The sequence below is a fragment of the Metabacillus bambusae genome, from assembly GCF_017497975.1.
In the GTDB taxonomy this organism is placed as follows: Bacteria; Bacillota; Bacilli; order Bacillales; family Bacillaceae; genus Metabacillus; species Metabacillus bambusae.
The window spans coordinates 377,864-394,460 of sequence record NZ_JAGDEL010000001.1 but is presented as its reverse complement, the minus strand read 5'-3'; the positions used below and the strand labels follow the sequence as shown (position 1 = coordinate 394,460).

The following is a 16,597-nucleotide window of genomic DNA, read 5'->3' as shown; positions in this document are numbered from 1 at the left end:
AAAAAATGTCTCAATTTCATGCGACAACAATATTTGCTATTCAGCATAATGGTGAGTCAGCAATGGCTGGTGATGGTCAAGTCACATTTGGCAATGCTGTTGTGATGAAGCATACTGCAAAGAAAGTTCGGAAAATATTTAATGGAAAAGTGATTGCAGGGTTTGCGGGTTCTGTTGCAGATGCGTTTACTTTGTTTGAGCTTTTTGAAAGCAGACTTGAAGAATATAATGGTAATTTACAACGTGCAGCTGTTGAATTAGCGAAAGAATGGCGTAGTGATAAGGTGTTAAGAAGACTTGAAGCAATGCTTATCGTCATGAATGCAGAACACATTTTACTTGTTTCTGGTACAGGAGAAGTGATTGAACCTGATGACGGCATGTTAGCGATCGGTTCAGGTGGTAATTATGCTTTATCTGCTGGTAGAGCTTTAAAGCGCTACGCAGGTGAGAACTTAACTGCCAAGGATATTGCAAAAGGTTCATTGACTATTGCAGGTGAGATTTGTGTATATACCAATCAAAATATTATTGTCGAAGAGCTTTAATAAGGGAGGTAAAAGGGTTGAATAAAGAACTAACACCAAAAGAAATTGTTGAACGATTAGATCAATATATTATAGGGCAAAAGGATGCAAAAAAGGCGGTAGCAGTTGCACTCCGTAATCGCTATCGAAGAAGCTTATTAACCGAAAAGCTACGTGAAGAGGTAGTTCCTAAAAATATTTTAATGATCGGACCTACAGGTGTTGGAAAAACTGAAATTGCGAGAAGAATTGCAAAACTTGCCCGAGCACCTTTTATTAAAGTTGAGGCGACAAAATTTACTGAAGTTGGATATGTAGGTAGAGATGTCGAATCGATGGTACGTGATTTAGTTGAGACGGCAGTTCGTTTAGTGAAGGAAGAAAAAATTTCTGATGTAAAAGGTCTTGCAGAAGAGAATGCAAATAAGCGTTTAGTAGAGCTGCTTGTACCTGGGAAAAAAAAGCAATCTACTGCAAAAAACCCATTGGAAATGTTATTCGGCGGTGCGAGTAACCAAGTAAACGAGCAAGAGGATAGTTCTGAAGAAACGACGATTCAAGAAAAACGCCGTCGTATAGCACATCAATTAGCTCTAGGGGAATTAGAGGATCACTATGTGACGATCGAGGTTGAAGAGCAACAAGCATCGATGTTTGATATGCTTCAAGGCTCTGGTATGGAGCAAATGGGTATGAATATGCAGGATGCTTTAGGAAGCTTTATGCCAAAGAAAAAGAAAAAAAGAAAACTTACTGTAAGAGAAGCAAGAAAAGTCGTTACTAATGAAGAAGCAAGTAAATTAATTGATATGGATGAAGTGACACAGGAAGCAGTTATTAGATCTGAGCAAAGTGGAATCATCTTTATCGATGAGATTGATAAAATAGCTGGGAAATCGAAAGGTGGATCATCTGCTGATGTTTCAAGAGAAGGGGTTCAACGCGACATCCTTCCAATTGTAGAAGGTTCCACAGTGGTAACCAAATATGGATCTGTAAAAACAGATCATGTCCTATTTGTTGCTGCTGGTGCTTTTCATATTGCAAAGCCTTCTGATCTAATACCTGAACTGCAAGGTAGATTTCCTATTCGTGTAGAACTTACTAAGCTAAGTGTTGATGATTTTGTAAAAATTTTAGTAGAACCTGATAATGCACTTTTAAAACAATATCAAGCATTAATTGAAACTGAAGGTATACAATTAGAATTTTCTGACGATGCTATACGTAAAATAGCAGAAGTTGCATTTGAAGTGAATCAGGATACAGACAATATCGGTGCTAGAAGATTACATACTATTCTTGAACGTCTACTAGAAGATTTATCTTTTGAAGCGCCTGATATAAATTTAGAAAAGATTGTTATTACACCTCAATATGTTGAAGACAAATTGGGTAAAATTTCAAAAAATAAAGATCTAAGTCAATTTATACTATAGGATCAATAATAATTTTCTTATGTTGATTCTAATAGAAGGAAGATACATTTCGCTAACAAATAAGGAATGCCGAAACTTCCAAATAACAATTTAATATGCTACAGGAGGAACCAATTATGGCTCTATTACAAAAAACGCGCAAAATTAATGCGATGCTCCAAAGAGCAGCTGGAAAACCAGTAAACTTTAAAGAAATGGCAGAAACGTTAAGTGACGTGATCAAGGCAAATATTTTCGTCGTAAGCCGAAGAGGTAAACTACTTGGTTTTGCGGTAAATCAACAAATTGAAAATGACCGTATGAAAAAAATGCTTGAAGATCGTCAATTTCCTGAAGAATATACAAATAATCTATTTAACATTACTGAAACATCTTCTAACATTGATGTTGAAAGTGAATACACAGCATTTCCCGTAGAAAATCGTGAACTATTCCAAAATGGTTTAACAACAATTGTACCAATTATTGGCGGTGGTGAGCGTCTTGGTACACTTATTTTAGCAAGAGTACAAGAGCAATTTGAAGATGAAGATTTAATTCTTGCAGAGTACGGTGCTACAGTTGTGGGAATGGAAATTCTTCGTGAAAAATCTGAAGAAATCGAAGAAGAAGCAAGAAGTAAAGCTGTTGTACAAATGGCTATTAGTTCATTATCTTATAGTGAATTAGAAGCAATTGAACATATTTTCGAAGAATTAAACGGCAAAGAAGGACTTTTAGTTGCAAGTAAAATTGCAGATCGAGTTGGCATTACACGCTCTGTCATTGTAAATGCACTTCGCAAACTCGAAAGTGCTGGTGTGATTGAATCTCGCTCATTAGGTATGAAAGGAACGTATATCAAGGTATTAAATGATAAGTTCCTAATTGAATTGGAAAAATTAAAAACAAATTAATCAAAAAGCACTTCAAGTTAAACTTGAAGTGCTTTTTTTATGCTCGTAATATGGAAAAATATAATATCTGCCTTGTTGTAGAAAAATGTGTTATTTTGATATAAGAAATGAAATGATGAAATAAAAAAATCCTCTGCTCTTAACGTTTCTATGACTATTTTCATGTGTTTCTAATAGGTAAATAGTCCTCATTTTGGAATTCATAGAAATTCCGACTTTTTTTTACAGTAGCTTAATAGACTTTAAGACTATTATTTCATACAATTGAAATATCGATTAACAAAATTCGACACTATACGATACGTGTGGATTTTTATTTTTGTGGGGGGTACCATGAAATTATTTTCTAATACAATAAATAACCTTGAAAAGGCAATAAGCCAATCAACTACGAAACAAAGAGTTATCTCAAATAATATAGCAAATGTAGATACTCCGAACTATAAGGCTCAAGAAGTTCGTTTTAATAATGCACTAAGCAATGAAATGCAAAAGTTACAAGCACATAAAACAAACAATAAACACTTTGATTTTGGTTCTTCTTCATCAGGGTATCAAATAACAACTAGAGCGAATACCAACTACCAACACAATGGAAACAATGTCGATATAGATCAAGAAATGACGGATATGGCAAAAAACCAAATCCAGTATAACGCCTTAATCGACCGATTAAGTAGTAAATTTTCTTCATTAAAAACAGTAATTAAAGGTGGAAATTAAGCATGTCAATCTTTCAATCAATTAATACGTCTGCATCTGCTCTAACAGCACAACGAGTTAGAATGGATGTTATTTCATCCAATATGGCTAATATGGATACGACTAGAGGAGAGATGGTTGATGGGGAATGGCAACCATACCGTAGGAAAATGGTTGTAACTCAGCCGCAAGGTAATCATTTCTCGTCCTTTTTAAACAAGGCTATGGGCTCATCTTCGAAAGCAGATGGTGTAAAAGTAACAGAGATTGTCGAAGATGACACACCGTTTGAACTTTTCTATGATCCTGACCATCCAGATGCAAATGATGAAGGATATGTTGCCATGCCAAACGTTGACCCATTAAAGGAAATGGTTGACCTTATTAGCAGCACCAGATCATATGAAGCAAATGTAACTGCAATGAATGCAACAAAAGGGATGTTAATGAAAGCATTAGAAATTGGAAAATAGGGTGGATTAAATGATAAACAAGGTAAATCCTTTTCAACTAACTACACAACCAACACAAATACAACAAAAATCTAATTCTTTAATGAATAATACAAGTACAAGTAAAACAAGCTTTGCTGATTCATTAAAACAAGCGATTAATCAAGTGAATCAATCACAAATTGAGTCGGATAAAATGACTGAGGCGCTTGCTTCTGGTAAAAATGTTGAATTACATGATGTGATGATAACAGCTCAAAAAGCTAGCGTATCAATGACACTTGCAGTTGAGGTTCGAAATAAAGCGATAGAAGCTTATCAAGAAATGATGAGAATGCAAGTGTAGTAATTGTTCTTACGTTTAAGGGCGGTTATCGGTAACTACAAATAGAATATGTCATCATAACCGGGGGACTATATGAATGAACGAAAAAATAAAAAATACGACAAATAAACTAAATGGGATATGGCAGCAAAGAAGTAAAGTGCAGAAAACATTAATCATTACTGGTGCACTTTTATTTTTTGTGTTCACAGGTTTATTAACATACTTTATGTCAAAACCTAATTTAGTTCCTTTATATTCAAATATTTCACCAGCTGAGACTGGTCAAATAAAAGAAACACTGGATTCCAAAGGTATTCTATCTGAAATTACAAATAATGGTGCTACTATTTTAGTGCCGAAAGAGCAAGTTGATACATTAATGGTTGAGCTTGCAGCTGAAGGAGTTCCTGATTCAGGAACAATTGATTACTCCTATTTTGGACAGGACTCTGGTTTTGGAATGACTGATAAAGAATTTGATGTCATAAAGTTAAAAGCCACACAGACTGAGCTTGCCAATTTAATGAAGGGGATTGAGGGTGTTAATGATGCGAATGTCATGATTAATCTCCCAGCAGAATCTGTATTTGTTGGTGATCAACAAGAAGGTTCATCAGCTTCAGTCGTTCTTAATTTAAAACCTGGTGCCGGGCTAGATCAAGAAAAAGTAAATGCACTATTTCATTTAGTGTCAAAAAGTGTACCAAACCTTACTACTGATAACATCGTCATAATGGATCAAAACTTTAACTACTATGATTTAAATAATGGTGAAAATTCTACAGCAGGGACTAGCTATGCATCTCAGCAGGAAATCAAGTCGCAAATTGAACAAGATATTCAGCGTGATGTACAGAAAATGCTAGGTACGATGATTGGACAAGATAAGGTTGTTGTTGCTGTTACTACTGATATTGACTTTACTCAAGAAAATAGAGAAGAAAACATCGTTACTCCTGTAGGAGAAGATAGTGATGAAGGAATTGCAGTAAGTGTTGAACGAATTACAGAAGCGTACACAGGAAACGGAGCTGCTGCAGCAGGTGGAGTTAATGGAACCGGTGACACTGATGTTCCTGGCTATGAAGCTACAACAGAAGCTTCAGGTGACGGAGATTACGAACGAATTGAAGAGAGAATAAATAATGAAGTGAATCGTATTAATAAACAAATTGTTGAAAGCCCATATAAAATTCGTGACTTAGGAATTCAAGTGATGGTAGAGCCACCTGATCCAGAGGATCCTCTTTCATTCACAGCAGAGCGTGAAGAAGATATTCAACAAATACTCTCAACTGTTATTCGAACATCAATTAATAAAGATACTACAGAAGAACCATTAACAGAGGAACAAATTGCTGAAAAAGTAGTTGTATCTGTCCAACCGTTTGATGGTAAACAACAATTTGCTGAAACAGAAGCAACACAAGTCATTCCATTGTGGATGTACATGGTTGCTGGTGCTTTATTAGTAGCAATTATTATTTTAGTTATTTTGTTAGTTAGAAAGAAAAAACAAGATGATATTGAGTTAGACGAAGAAGAGGATTATATGATTGATGAGCCGATTAGAGTACAAGATATTAATAATGAAGTCGAAACAGAAGGAACTGTTCGTAAAAAACAGCTCGAAAAAATGGCTAAAGAAAAGCCTGAAGATTTTGCTAAGCTTTTACGCACATGGATTTCAGAGGAATAGGGGGTTAAGGTTATGGCGAGAAAAGATAATTCTAATACACTAAATGGTAAGCAAAAAGCTGCCATCCTCTTAATCTCATTAGGTCCTGAAGTCTCAGCGTCAATATACAAACATTTGTCTGAGGAAGAAATTGAGAAGTTAACGTTAGAAATATCCGGTGTTCGCAAAGTTGAAGCGAATAAAAAGGAAGAAATTATTGAAGAATTTCATGATATTGCAATGGCTCAGGACTATATCTCTCAGGGTGGTATAGCATACGCCAAGCAAATTCTAGAAAAGGCTTTAGGTGACGAAAAAGCAACTAGTATCATTCAGCGATTAACATCGTCATTACAAGTTAGACCTTTTGATTTTGCAAGAAAAGCAGATCCAGGACAAATTTTGAACTTTATTCAGAATGAGCATCCACAAACAATTGCGCTCGTTTTATCCTATCTTGAGCCAGCCCAGTCAGGTCAAATATTATCTGAGCTGCCGCAAGAACTGCAAGCTGATGTAGCAAGGAGAATAGCTGTAATGGATCGAACTTCTCCTGAGATTATTAATGAAGTAGAGCAAATTCTAGAACGGAAGCTTTCATCTACAGTCACACAAGATTTTACCCAAACTGGTGGAATTGAAGCTGTAGTAGAAGTGTTGAATGGAGTAGATCGTTCTACTGAAAGAACAATTCTTGACTCACTAGAAATACAAGATCCAGTACTTGCTGAAGAAATTAAAAAGAGAATGTTTGTCTTTGAGGACATCGTTACTCTTGATAATCGTGCAATTCAAAGAGTCATCAGAGATGTTGAGAATGAAGATTTAATGCTTTCACTTAAAGTTGCAAGTGAGGAAGTTAGAGATGTTGTCTTTAAAAACATGTCTAAAAGAATGGTTGATACCTTTAAAGAAGAAATGGAATACATGGGACCAGTTAGGCTGCGCGATGTAGAAGAGGCTCAATCAAGAATCGTTGGCGTCATCAGAAGACTAGAAGAAGCTGGTGAGATTGTCATTGCTCGTGGTGGAGGAGATGATATTATTGTCTAGGTTGATTAAAGCACAATACACCTATAAAAATGACAATGATAAACAACCCATAGCCGTACAAGGGCTAGAGGTACTGCTAAACGAAAAATATAAACACTCAAATGACCCAGAAACAGATATGCATGCTTCATATATTATTCAAACTGCAAAAGAAGAGGCAGAGCAATTAATTCAATCAGCTCAAGATGAAAAAACAAGGCTACAACAACAAATAGAAAATGAACGCAGAGCTTGGGAACAAGAGCGTGAACAGCTTTATGAGCAAGTAAGACAAGAAGGTTATGCTGAAGGTTTAGAACTAGGTAGACAAGAGGCTTTAAGGCAATATCAAGGTCATATTGAAGAATCACAGAGAATCGTTGACATAGCGAAAAAAGACTATGATGAAACGATTCAATCGGCAGAGGATTCGATTTTATCTTTATCAATTAAACTGGCCGAAAAGATTATTTCAGCAAAATTAGCTGAATCACCTGACAACTTTCTACCACTTATTAAACAAGGATTAAATGAAGTAAAAGAATATGAAAATATAAAAATACATGTTCATCCCTCATATTATGAGCTTTTGTTAGGTCAAAAAGATGAATTGAAATTATTAGTGACAAATGACACTGACATAAGTATATATGCTAATGCAGAGTTAAATGTAGATGACTGTTATATTGAATCTGCTTTTGGACGAATTGACGTTAGTATTGATACTCAATTAAAGCAATTAAAAAATCAGTTATTACAATTACTGGATGAAGGGTGATCCTCAAATTGAGAGCATTGGACTTGATTCATAAAATTGATTCACTAGATTCCTATAAACGCTATGGAAAAGTAAAAAGAGTAGTTGGACTTATGATTGAATCAAGAGGTCCAGAAAGCTCAATTGGAGATCTGTGCTATATCTACACAGGTTCAAATAAAAAATCAAAGATTCCAGCAGAAGTAGTAGGTTTTAAGAATGAAAACGTACTGCTAATGCCATATTTACAAGTAACAGATATCTCACCTGGTAGTATTGTAGAAGGAACAGATGACCCGTTAAAAATTAAGGTTGGTACAGGATTGATTGGAAAAGTAATTGATGCTTTTGGACAACCTATGGATGACTCAATTTTACCTAAGGGCTTAACGTATGTACCTACCGATCAATCACCACCAAACCCTATGAAACGTCCGCCAATTCATGAAAAAATTGAAGTTGGTGTTCGAGTGATTGATAGTTTATTAACGGTAGGTAAGGGGCAACGTGTTGGTATTTTTGCAGGTAGTGGAGTTGGGAAAAGTACCTTGATGGGGATGATTGCACGCAATACGAATGCTGATATAAATGTGATTGCTCTTATTGGGGAACGTGGTCGTGAAGTTCGAGAATTTATAGATCGAGATTTAGGTCCTGAAGGCTTGAAAAGGTCTGTCGTTATTGTAGCTACTTCAGATCAGCCAGCCCTTATGAGACTAAAAGCAGCATATACAGCAACAGCTGTGGCAGAATATTTTCGTGATAAAGGCTTAAATGTCATGTTTATGATGGACTCGGTAACACGTGTTGCCATGGCACAACGTGAAATCGGATTAGCTGTTGGTGAACCACCTACCACAAAAGGATATACACCTTCAGTTTTTGCCATTCTTCCTAAGCTCTTAGAACGAACCGGTACAAATGAGCATGGGACAATTACCGCATTTTATACAGTCCTGGTTGATGGAGATGATTTGAATGAACCCATTTCAGATACTGTTCGTGGGATTCTTGATGGGCATATCGTTTTAGACCGTCAGCTTGCAAATAAAGGTCAATTTCCAGCAATAAACGTCTTAAAAAGTATAAGTCGTGTTATGAATCATATTGTTGATCAAAACCATCGATCCTCTAGCATTAAACTTAGGGATCACCTATCAACCTATTTGAATTCAGAAGACTTAATCAATATAGGAGCCTATAAAAGAGGGTCTTCACGTGAAATTGATGACGCAATAAAATTTTATCCGAAAATCATTTCCTACTTAAAGCAAAATGTTGAAGACAAAGTTACGATTGAGCAAAGTATTTATTCGCTTATTCAGTTAATGGAAAAAGGTGAATTTTAATGACTTACCAATTTCGGTTTCAAAAAATTATGGATATAAAAGAAAATGAAAAAGAGAAATCGTTAGCAGAATATAATCAATCGGTTAATGATTTTGAAAATGTTGCGCAAAAGCTTTACGATTCTCTAAAACAAAAAGAAGTGCTTGAAGAGAATACACTTTCTAGACTTAATCAAGGAATGCAAGTTCAAGAAATAAGACATTATCAGCAATTTGTTAATAATCTAGAAAAGACAATATCACACTATCAAAAACTTGTCCTTATGACCCGAAGTCGGATGAATGAAAAGCAAGTAAAGCTTATGAAACACAATATTGAAGTTAAAAAGTATGAAAAGCTAAAAGAAAAACAACAAGAAGATTACCAAATAGGTATGAAGTATGTTGAAAACAAGTATATGGATGATCTCTCAATTCAGACATATATGTATCGAGGAAATTAGGTGGAAGAACGATGGAAAATAACAAACAAGAATATGGTAAATTCCAATGGTTTTTCTTCGTTATTTTAATTCCGACTATCTTCACAGCTACGTTAGTCCTAGTAATCTTGTCAGTTGCTGGATTCGATGTCTTAGGCAAAACAAAGACACTCTTAGCAGAAGTACCAGTGGTTGAAAAATTGTTTAAAGATGATAAACAAGAAACAACAACTAATGCAGAAGCTGATTTGAAGGAAGCTATACAACAAAAGGATGAGAAAGAAAAACTCGAGAAAACAATCGAAGAACAATCATCAATAATTGGTGCACTAGAAAATGATGTAACGATTAAAGAAAAAGAAATTCAAAATTTAAATCAAGAAATAAACTCTCTAGAATCTCAAATTGAAGAAATAAATAATGCTAAATCAGAAAACAAGTCGAAGGATATTACGAAGCTTTACGATAATATGACGAGTAAAAAAGCAGCTGAAATCATTCCTAATTTAAATGAGGCAGATGCAATGCTTATTCTTACATCTTTAGATGACAAACAGGTAGCAGATATATTAACAAAAATGACTGTTGATGATGCAGTAAAATATACAAATCTTTTAGCATCAACAACTGAATAGAAGGGTGGTGAACTAGTGAAAATCGCTCCACTATTACAAATGATGAATCAAAATGCAAGTTCATTCAGAACGATCTCAAATTCAGGTGGCTCGAAATTTAGTGAGTTTTTAGTTGGTGATCAAGGAACAAAACAACTACCTAATATTGATCATAATAAAGCATCTTCTGAAGATGTTTCCTTGCAACAAATTACTGATGAATTAAAAGCAATTTTAGGTGGGGGGGCACTTGATCATGTTAGCATAGATACTAGCTTCCACGATGATGATCAAACCGTTGATACCAAATCATCAACTGTGTCACTACTTGAAAATCAAATAATGAGTAATTTTAATGATGCTGAATCTGTAAAAGAATTGATTGATCAAGTTATAACTTCACCTACTGCAGTAGGAGTACTATCGTTAGTAAAAGCGATCGAAGAATTACCTAATAATGAAAAAGTGGATTTTTCACCTTTCTTATCTAAGTTAAATGATGTGTTAGACGATAAGTATCCTAGTTATAATAATGCTAATTCCTTTTCATTATTAAGCATGATGCAAGCAATTGATCAGATGAATGGAAATGACAAATCCTTAGTAGAAGGAGAAATATTGTTTAGTAAATGGACATCAGATGATGATTCTACTAGGTTACTAATCATTGATAAATTAATCGAAATAAATAATAAATTAACCGATACAAATATCATGCCAATACAAGAAACACAGATGAAAAAAGAAATTATTAATGATATTTTAAGCGTACCCTCGGATGATGAGATTAAGTATAAATTAGAAACTACTTTTGAAAAAATGGATTTGACATCAATAAAATCAATTGTCAACAAAACTGTGGAAAATCTTTTTGCAGGTGAAACGAGATTTAATCAGTTATATCAATTGGCAAATGATGAAAAAGGAGTAATTGGAGATATTAGATTTTTTTCGGATGAAATGATCTTCAATGATGACCAACTACTAGAGAGTTATCAGTTGATTTCTTCAACTGAAGACCAAGATCCTGTAAGAAGTAATTTATTATCAACACAGCGTTCATTTAATAAGAATGAATTATACTCAAAAATTGATAGTAGTATTCATGCTATGCTTACTGATGATAATCAGAATGGACAAAAAGGATCTTTGATTGAAAATGTTCCTTTACTTTACGAGAGTTTAGTAACCAAATTATCTAAACAAGACGGGAAATTATTCGGAGACTTTTCTGACGAATCTTTAAGTAATAAACAGGAGTTAAATAGTAAAATAAATGTCCAGTCAGACCGTATTATTACAGCGATAAATACGATAGTACCAACAAGACAACAAATGATAGATTTAAACCATTCAAAGCTTCAACCACAAGAAGCACTAAAAATGATTGAGGTAAGAGAAGAAACCGTTACGATTCAATTAGATTCACTTATCTCTAAACAACTTAATTTATCAGGAGAAAACCAAAAACCTGATGTACCAATGAGACAGGAATTCACAAATCAATTAGTGAATGCGTTTAAAACAAGTAAATTTGCACAACTTCCGAACGGTGCAAATCGTTTAGTAATCAAATTGAACCCTGAACACCTAGGAGCCCTTACTGTTAGGCTTGTTCAAAAAAATGGTGAGATGGTTGCACGGATCATCACATCTACTGAGTCTGCAAAGGACTTACTTGATCATAGTATTCATCAACTAAAGCAAGCCTTACCATCAATTCAGATTGAGATTGAGAGGTTTGAAGTAAATACAGAACAAATTGTAAAAACATTTAAGGATCAAAATAATGATCAAGAAGAAAAGCGTGAAAAAGAATTTGATGATTCTAGACTTGAAGAAGAACCGGAGAACGAACAGAGCTTTTTAGAATCATTAAAAGAGGCATTAAATACAACTGTTTAAGGAGGATGAATGGTGACTTCAATAGATCCTAGTTTACTAATTTCAAATAAGTCCAATACAATTAGCACAGGCAATTCAAGTCTCGGTAAGGATGAATTCTTAAAAATCTTGATGGCGCAGTTACAAAATCAAGATCCACTTAATCCTATGGAAGATAAAGAATTTATCGCTCAAATGGCTCAATTCTCTACATTAGAACAAACAACAAATATGTCATCTTTGCTAGAAAAATTCATTAATACCCAGACGCAAAGTGACTCTATTTTAAAATACTCAGAAATGATCGGAAAACAAGTTGAATGGAAGAGCACTGATGATACTGGCAGTGGCATTGTTAAATCGATAAAACAAAGTGACACTGGGATTATATTAGAGCTTGACAATGGTGAAGAGATTTCAAGCGATTCAATTACAAAGGTTAGTATGGCTGAGTAACAGTGAGGACTATGGCAATTAAATATTGACTATTAAGTAATAGATCATTTCAGGATCTTGATCTGAAGCCTATAGTTTTGGAATGATTCGAAGCAACAAAATATTATTATAAAGGGAGAGAACAATAAATGTTACGTTCATTATATTCAGGAATAAGCGGTATGAAAAACTTTCAAACGAAATTAGATGTAATTGGTAATAACATTGCTAACGTAAATACTTACGGATTTAAAAAATCACGTACAACTTTTTCTGATTTAGTAAATCAGCAAGTTGCAGGTGCTGCAGGAGCAACTAATGCAACTGCCGGCACAAACCCACAACAAGTTGGACTTGGATCATCAATTAGCTCGATTGATACTATTCACACAACAGGTTCAATGCAAACAACATCAAGAACCCTAGATTTAGCACTTGCTGGTGACGGATTTTTCCCAGTGGGTACATTTAAGCAAGGTTATAACTTAGCAGGAGTATCAGCTAATGATAACCAAATCGCTGGACCAATTGAAGAGACAATTGATTTAAATTATACAAGGTCTGGTAATCTATATTTGGATGATCAAGGTTATATAGTAACTGCAGATGGTATGTATCTAATTGGCGAAACTGGAACTAAAATTGATGAGAATACCTTTGGAACTTCACCAAATGGTAATTCTGGTCTCATTCAAATCCCATTGACAGCACAAAGCTTTAGTATTTCGCAAGATGGTACAGTATCGTTCGTAAATGAAGCTGGAGATTTAAATGTAGCTGGTAGAATTCTATTAGCGAAATTTGCAAACGATGGGGGTTTAAGTAAAGTCGGTGGAAACTTATATAAAGAGTCCTCTAATTCAGGTAAAGTAGATACAGATGGAGATGGAATCACACTTGCTGATTTTTCAATTGCTGGTGAGAATGGAACTTCATCAATAATTTCTGGTGCACTAGAAATGTCCAACGTTGATCTGTCTGAAGAATTCACAGAAATGATTGTAGCGCAGCGTGGCTTCCAATCAAATACGAAAATCATTACTACTTCAGATGAAATCTTACAAGAATTAATGGGCTTAAAACGTTAATTAAGGGGGAATGAGGCGGATTTAATATCACCTTTTTAAGTCAGCCACACATAATATGATTCAGTTAACAAGGTTAAATGGAAAATCATTTTCACTAAACGCATTATTTATTGAGGTAATTGAATCATTTCCAGATACAACGATTACTTTAACAAATGGGCATAAATATGTTGTGAAAGAGCCAGAACAAGAGGTTTGTCAGAAAATAACTTCTTTTTATAGAGATATAAATGTTCTGTCGTTAAGAAAAGGCTCGGAGGTCTTGGACGATGAATAAGAAGCTTTTAAGTATTATGCTTATCATTATCGTTTCTATTACATTAATCGGTGTAACAGCACTTGTTGTCGTTATGAAATTTCTTGGTAATGAAGAGCATAAAGAACCTTCTATTGAAGAGGTAGTGGAAGCATCCGTGGATATCCCGGAAATCACCACAAATTTATCCAGTGGAAATATAGTACGCCTGTCATTTAAAATTGAAACAGATTCTAAGAAGGCAAAAGAAGAATTGGAACAAAGAGAGTTTCAAATCCGTGATATTATCATATCTGAATTAGCAAATATGACTGCAGAGATGCTTGAGGGAAAAGAAGGAATGGACAAGCTAAAGGAAACAGTTAAACAAAAAGCAAATGGATTAATGCAAGAAGGCAAGGTCAATAAGGTTTATACCACTTCCTATATCCTTCAGTAGTTTCAAACATATAATCCAAGGAGGTGAAAACTTTGGCAGGAGATATTTTATCACAAAGTGAAATTGACGCCTTGCTCTCAGCCATTTCTACTGGTGAGATGGATGCAGATGAATTAAAGAAAGAAGAATCTACCAAAAAAGTTAAGGTATATGATTTTAAAAGAGCATTACGTTTTTCTAAGGATCAAATCAGAAGCTTAACACGTATTCATGATAACTTTGCTAGATTGTTAACTACTTATTTTTCAGCTCAATTAAGAACTTATATTCAAATAACAGTTGGATCAGTCGATCAATTACCCTACGAAGAATTTATCCGCTCGATCCCTAAAATGACTGTACTAAATGTTTTTGAGGTTCAACCACTTGATGGCCGTATCCTTATGGAAGTTAACCCTAATATAGCATACGCTATGATGGATCGGGTTATGGGGGGACTTGGCTCAGGTGTTAATAAAATTGAAAATTTAACAGAAATTGAAACGAAAATTATCTCTAATATTTTTGAAAAATCATTAGAAAATTATCAAGAAGCATGGGATTCTATCATTGATATTGAGCCAATGATGTCTGAATTTGAAGTAAATCCTCAATTTTTACAAATGGTATCACCAAATGAAACAGTTGTCGTGATTTCATTAAACATTCAGGTTGGTGAAACAAGTGGAATGATCAATTTATGTATTCCACATGTTGTCCTTGAACCGATCATTCCAAGACTTTCAGCTCATTATTGGATGCAATCAGATAGAAAAGAGCCTAAACCAAATGAAATAGAAGCTCTTAAGAGGCAAATACAATTAGCTGATTTAATAGTGTCTGCAGAGCTAGGGGCTTCTGAATTATCCGTTCAGGATTTTCTACAATTACAAATTGGTGATGTCATTCAGTTAAATAGCTCGATCGACAAACCATTGGTGGTTAAAATAGGTGATAAGCCAAAGTATACGGCACAACCAGGGAAATTGAACAAAAAAATAGCGGTTCAGATTATTGACCACTTATTGAGAGGTGACGAAGATGGTGAGTGACGGTATGTTATCTCAGGATGAAATTGATGCACTATTAAAGGGAAATAGTTCTGAAGTTGACCAAACTCCTGTAGAGAACGAAGAGGCATTTAAACTAAATACTGAAGATTACTTTAATGCGATGGAAGAAGATGCGATAGGAGAAATTGGAAACATCTCTTTCGGTAGTTCTGCAACTGCATTATCAACACTACTACAGCAAAAAGTTGAAATTACAACACCGAGTGTTTCAGTTGTTCAAAAAAGCAAGTTAGGTGACCAATTCGAGCATCCTTATGTTGCAATCGAAGTGAATTATACGGAGGGTTTTTCTGGTAGTAATTTATTAGTGATTAAGCAAAGTGATGCTGCAATTATTGCGGATTTAATGATTGGTGGGGACGGTCTGAATCCTGATGAAATGCTTGGTGAAATTCAAGTAAGTGCAGTTCAAGAAGCGATGAATCAAATGATGGGTTCTGCTGCTACATCAATGTCTACAATATTTAACAAGAAGGTTGATATTTCACCACCGAGAGTCGAACTGCTCGCTGCAAACGAAACTGATGAAACTCAGGCAATTCCAGATGAAGATTTATTTGTTCAAGTTTCATTTAGACTTAAAATTGGAACGTTAATTGACTCAAATATCATGCAGTTATTACCATTATATTTTGCTAAGGATTTAATCGACCAATTAATTAATCCAGTACAAGAGGTTGCAGCTACAGCTGAAGCAGTAAGAGAGGCACAACAGCCATCATCAGTTATGAATGATATACCTGTGCAATATCAAGAAGCTCAATCTCAGGACTATCACATGCAAATGAATCAACAAATGAACCAACAAATGAACCATCCAAATCAATACATGGAGCAGCCTAGTCAGCAAATGTACAATGCACCACAAAGACAACATACACAAACAACACACCAGCAACCAGCAGTTAATGTGAAACCAGCTGATTTCACTTCTTTTGAACCAATGCAATATCAGCAGCAAGATATTCAAAATTTAGATATGCTACTCGATATACCTTTACAAGTTACGGTAGAATTAGGTAGGACAAAGCGTTCAGTGAAAGAAATTTTGGAATTATCATCAGGCTCAATTATTGAACTCGATAAGCTAGCTGGTGAACCTGTTGATATTTTAGTGAACAGTAAAATTGTTGCTAAAGGGGAAGTAGTTGTTATTGATGAAAATTTTGGAGTTCGTGTAACTGATATTATTAGCCAAACTGAACGGTTAAGTAAACTAAAATAATATTACGTATTAGGAGTGGAGA

At 34.8% G+C, this 16,597-nt stretch carries 19 protein-coding genes; all 19 read left to right on the top strand.

Translation table 11 applies throughout. From position 1 onward, the window contains the following. Positions 1-5: 5 nt before the first annotated feature. On the top strand, positions 6-548 hold the full coding sequence (gene hslV / locus I7822_RS01795; protein WP_207975068.1) for an ATP-dependent protease subunit HslV: 543 nt from the start codon (positions 6-8) through the stop codon (positions 546-548). A 17-nt stretch (positions 549-565) separates the two neighbouring features. Further along, entirely contained in the window at positions 566-1,966 is a 1,401-nt protein-coding gene (hslU, locus tag I7822_RS01790; RefSeq protein ID WP_207975067.1) for an ATP-dependent protease ATPase subunit HslU, read from the top strand. A 116-nt stretch (positions 1,967-2,082) separates the two neighbouring features. Beyond that, positions 2,083-2,862, top strand: coding sequence for a GTP-sensing pleiotropic transcriptional regulator CodY (gene codY / locus I7822_RS01785; RefSeq protein WP_207975066.1), 780 nt, complete (start codon positions 2,083-2,085; stop codon positions 2,860-2,862). A gap of 333 nt (positions 2,863-3,195) precedes the next feature. Then, a complete protein-coding gene (gene flgB / locus I7822_RS01780; RefSeq protein WP_207975065.1) occupies positions 3,196-3,585 on the top strand; it encodes a flagellar basal body rod protein FlgB in 390 nt (129 codons plus the stop codon). A gap of 2 nt (positions 3,586-3,587) precedes the next feature. Further along, the gene (gene flgC, locus I7822_RS01775) at positions 3,588-4,037 is read left to right on the top strand and encodes a flagellar basal body rod protein FlgC (RefSeq protein ID WP_207975064.1); all 450 of its coding nucleotides are present in this window, start codon (positions 3,588-3,590) and stop codon (positions 4,035-4,037) included. 10 nt (positions 4,038-4,047) lie between these two features. Continuing rightward, a complete protein-coding gene (gene fliE, locus I7822_RS01770; protein WP_207975063.1) occupies positions 4,048-4,362 on the top strand; it encodes a flagellar hook-basal body complex protein FliE in 315 nt (104 codons plus the stop codon). Between the two features lie 76 nt (positions 4,363-4,438). Further along, positions 4,439-6,043: a flagellar basal-body MS-ring/collar protein FliF gene (gene fliF, locus I7822_RS01765; RefSeq protein WP_207975062.1), complete on the top strand. Its 1,605-nt coding sequence runs from the start codon at positions 4,439-4,441 to the stop codon at positions 6,041-6,043. A gap of 12 nt (positions 6,044-6,055) precedes the next feature. Beyond that, complete coding sequence (gene fliG, locus I7822_RS01760; protein ID WP_207975061.1) at positions 6,056-7,075, top strand: flagellar motor switch protein FliG; 1,020 nt, start codon at positions 6,056-6,058, stop codon at positions 7,073-7,075. Beyond that, positions 7,068-7,832: a flagellar assembly protein FliH gene (fliH, locus tag I7822_RS01755; protein WP_207975060.1), complete on the top strand. Its 765-nt coding sequence runs from the start codon at positions 7,068-7,070 to the stop codon at positions 7,830-7,832. Before fliG ends, fliH begins: the two co-directional genes overlap by 8 nt. A gap of 8 nt (positions 7,833-7,840) precedes the next feature. Next, on the top strand, positions 7,841-9,160 hold the full coding sequence (fliI, locus tag I7822_RS01750; RefSeq protein ID WP_207975059.1) for a flagellar protein export ATPase FliI: 1,320 nt from the start codon (positions 7,841-7,843) through the stop codon (positions 9,158-9,160). Further along, positions 9,160-9,603, top strand: coding sequence for a flagellar export protein FliJ (gene fliJ / locus I7822_RS01745; RefSeq protein WP_207975058.1), 444 nt, complete (start codon positions 9,160-9,162; stop codon positions 9,601-9,603). Before fliI ends, fliJ begins: the two co-directional genes overlap by 1 nt. Before the next feature lie 11 nt (positions 9,604-9,614). After that, positions 9,615-10,217, top strand: a complete 603-nt coding sequence (locus I7822_RS01740) for a MotE family protein (RefSeq protein ID WP_207975057.1) — start codon at positions 9,615-9,617, stop codon at positions 10,215-10,217. A gap of 15 nt (positions 10,218-10,232) precedes the next feature. Continuing rightward, positions 10,233-12,101 (top strand): flagellar hook-length control protein FliK, encoded by a 1,869-nt coding sequence (locus I7822_RS30385; protein WP_207975056.1) that lies wholly within the window; start codon positions 10,233-10,235, stop codon positions 12,099-12,101. A 9-nt stretch (positions 12,102-12,110) separates the two neighbouring features. Continuing rightward, positions 12,111-12,536, top strand: a complete 426-nt coding sequence (gene flgD, locus I7822_RS01730) for a flagellar hook assembly protein FlgD (protein ID WP_207975055.1) — start codon at positions 12,111-12,113, stop codon at positions 12,534-12,536. Between the two features lie 128 nt (positions 12,537-12,664). Continuing rightward, positions 12,665-13,603: a flagellar basal body rod protein FlgG gene (gene flgG / locus I7822_RS01725; protein ID WP_207975054.1), complete on the top strand. Its 939-nt coding sequence runs from the start codon at positions 12,665-12,667 to the stop codon at positions 13,601-13,603. A gap of 55 nt (positions 13,604-13,658) precedes the next feature. Then, positions 13,659-13,880, top strand: a complete 222-nt coding sequence (locus I7822_RS01720; RefSeq protein WP_207975053.1) for a flagellar FlbD family protein — start codon at positions 13,659-13,661, stop codon at positions 13,878-13,880. Continuing rightward, positions 13,873-14,298 (top strand): flagellar basal body-associated protein FliL, encoded by a 426-nt coding sequence (fliL, locus tag I7822_RS01715; protein WP_207975052.1) that lies wholly within the window; start codon positions 13,873-13,875, stop codon positions 14,296-14,298. The genes I7822_RS01720 and fliL overlap by 8 nt, the downstream gene beginning before the upstream one ends. Positions 14,299-14,330: 32 nt before the next feature. Next, positions 14,331-15,329, top strand: coding sequence for a flagellar motor switch protein FliM (fliM, locus tag I7822_RS01710; protein ID WP_207975051.1), 999 nt, complete (start codon positions 14,331-14,333; stop codon positions 15,327-15,329). Continuing rightward, on the top strand, positions 15,319-16,575 hold the full coding sequence (gene fliY / locus I7822_RS01705) for a flagellar motor switch phosphatase FliY (protein WP_207975050.1): 1,257 nt from the start codon (positions 15,319-15,321) through the stop codon (positions 16,573-16,575). The genes fliM and fliY overlap by 11 nt, the downstream gene beginning before the upstream one ends. Positions 16,576-16,597: the final 22 nt, after the last annotated feature.

Bases quoted from the DNA above. Each gene is read 5' to 3' on its own strand.
- hslV (WP_207975068.1), top strand. From the start codon at position 6: ATGTCTCAATTTCATGCGACAACAATATTTGCTATTCAGCATAATGGT.
- codY (WP_207975066.1), top strand. From the start codon at position 2,083: ATGGCTCTATTACAAAAAACGCGCAAAATTAATGCGATGCTCCAAAGA.
- flgB (WP_207975065.1), top strand. From the start codon at position 3,196: ATGAAATTATTTTCTAATACAATAAATAACCTTGAAAAGGCAATAAGC.
- flgC (WP_207975064.1), top strand. From the start codon at position 3,588: ATGTCAATCTTTCAATCAATTAATACGTCTGCATCTGCTCTAACAGCA.
- fliE (WP_207975063.1), top strand. From the start codon at position 4,048: ATGATAAACAAGGTAAATCCTTTTCAACTAACTACACAACCAACACAA.
- fliF (WP_207975062.1), top strand. From the start codon at position 4,439: ATGAACGAAAAAATAAAAAATACGACAAATAAACTAAATGGGATATGG.
- fliG (WP_207975061.1), top strand. From the start codon at position 6,056: ATGGCGAGAAAAGATAATTCTAATACACTAAATGGTAAGCAAAAAGCT.
- fliJ (WP_207975058.1), top strand. From the start codon at position 9,160: ATGACTTACCAATTTCGGTTTCAAAAAATTATGGATATAAAAGAAAAT.
- I7822_RS01740 (WP_207975057.1), top strand. From the start codon at position 9,615: ATGGAAAATAACAAACAAGAATATGGTAAATTCCAATGGTTTTTCTTC.
- flgD (WP_207975055.1), top strand. From the start codon at position 12,111: ATGGTGACTTCAATAGATCCTAGTTTACTAATTTCAAATAAGTCCAAT.
- flgG (WP_207975054.1), top strand. From the start codon at position 12,665: ATGTTACGTTCATTATATTCAGGAATAAGCGGTATGAAAAACTTTCAA.
- I7822_RS01720 (WP_207975053.1), top strand. From the start codon at position 13,659: ATGATTCAGTTAACAAGGTTAAATGGAAAATCATTTTCACTAAACGCA.
- fliL (WP_207975052.1), top strand. From the start codon at position 13,873: ATGAATAAGAAGCTTTTAAGTATTATGCTTATCATTATCGTTTCTATT.
- fliY (WP_207975050.1), top strand. From the start codon at position 15,319: ATGGTGAGTGACGGTATGTTATCTCAGGATGAAATTGATGCACTATTA.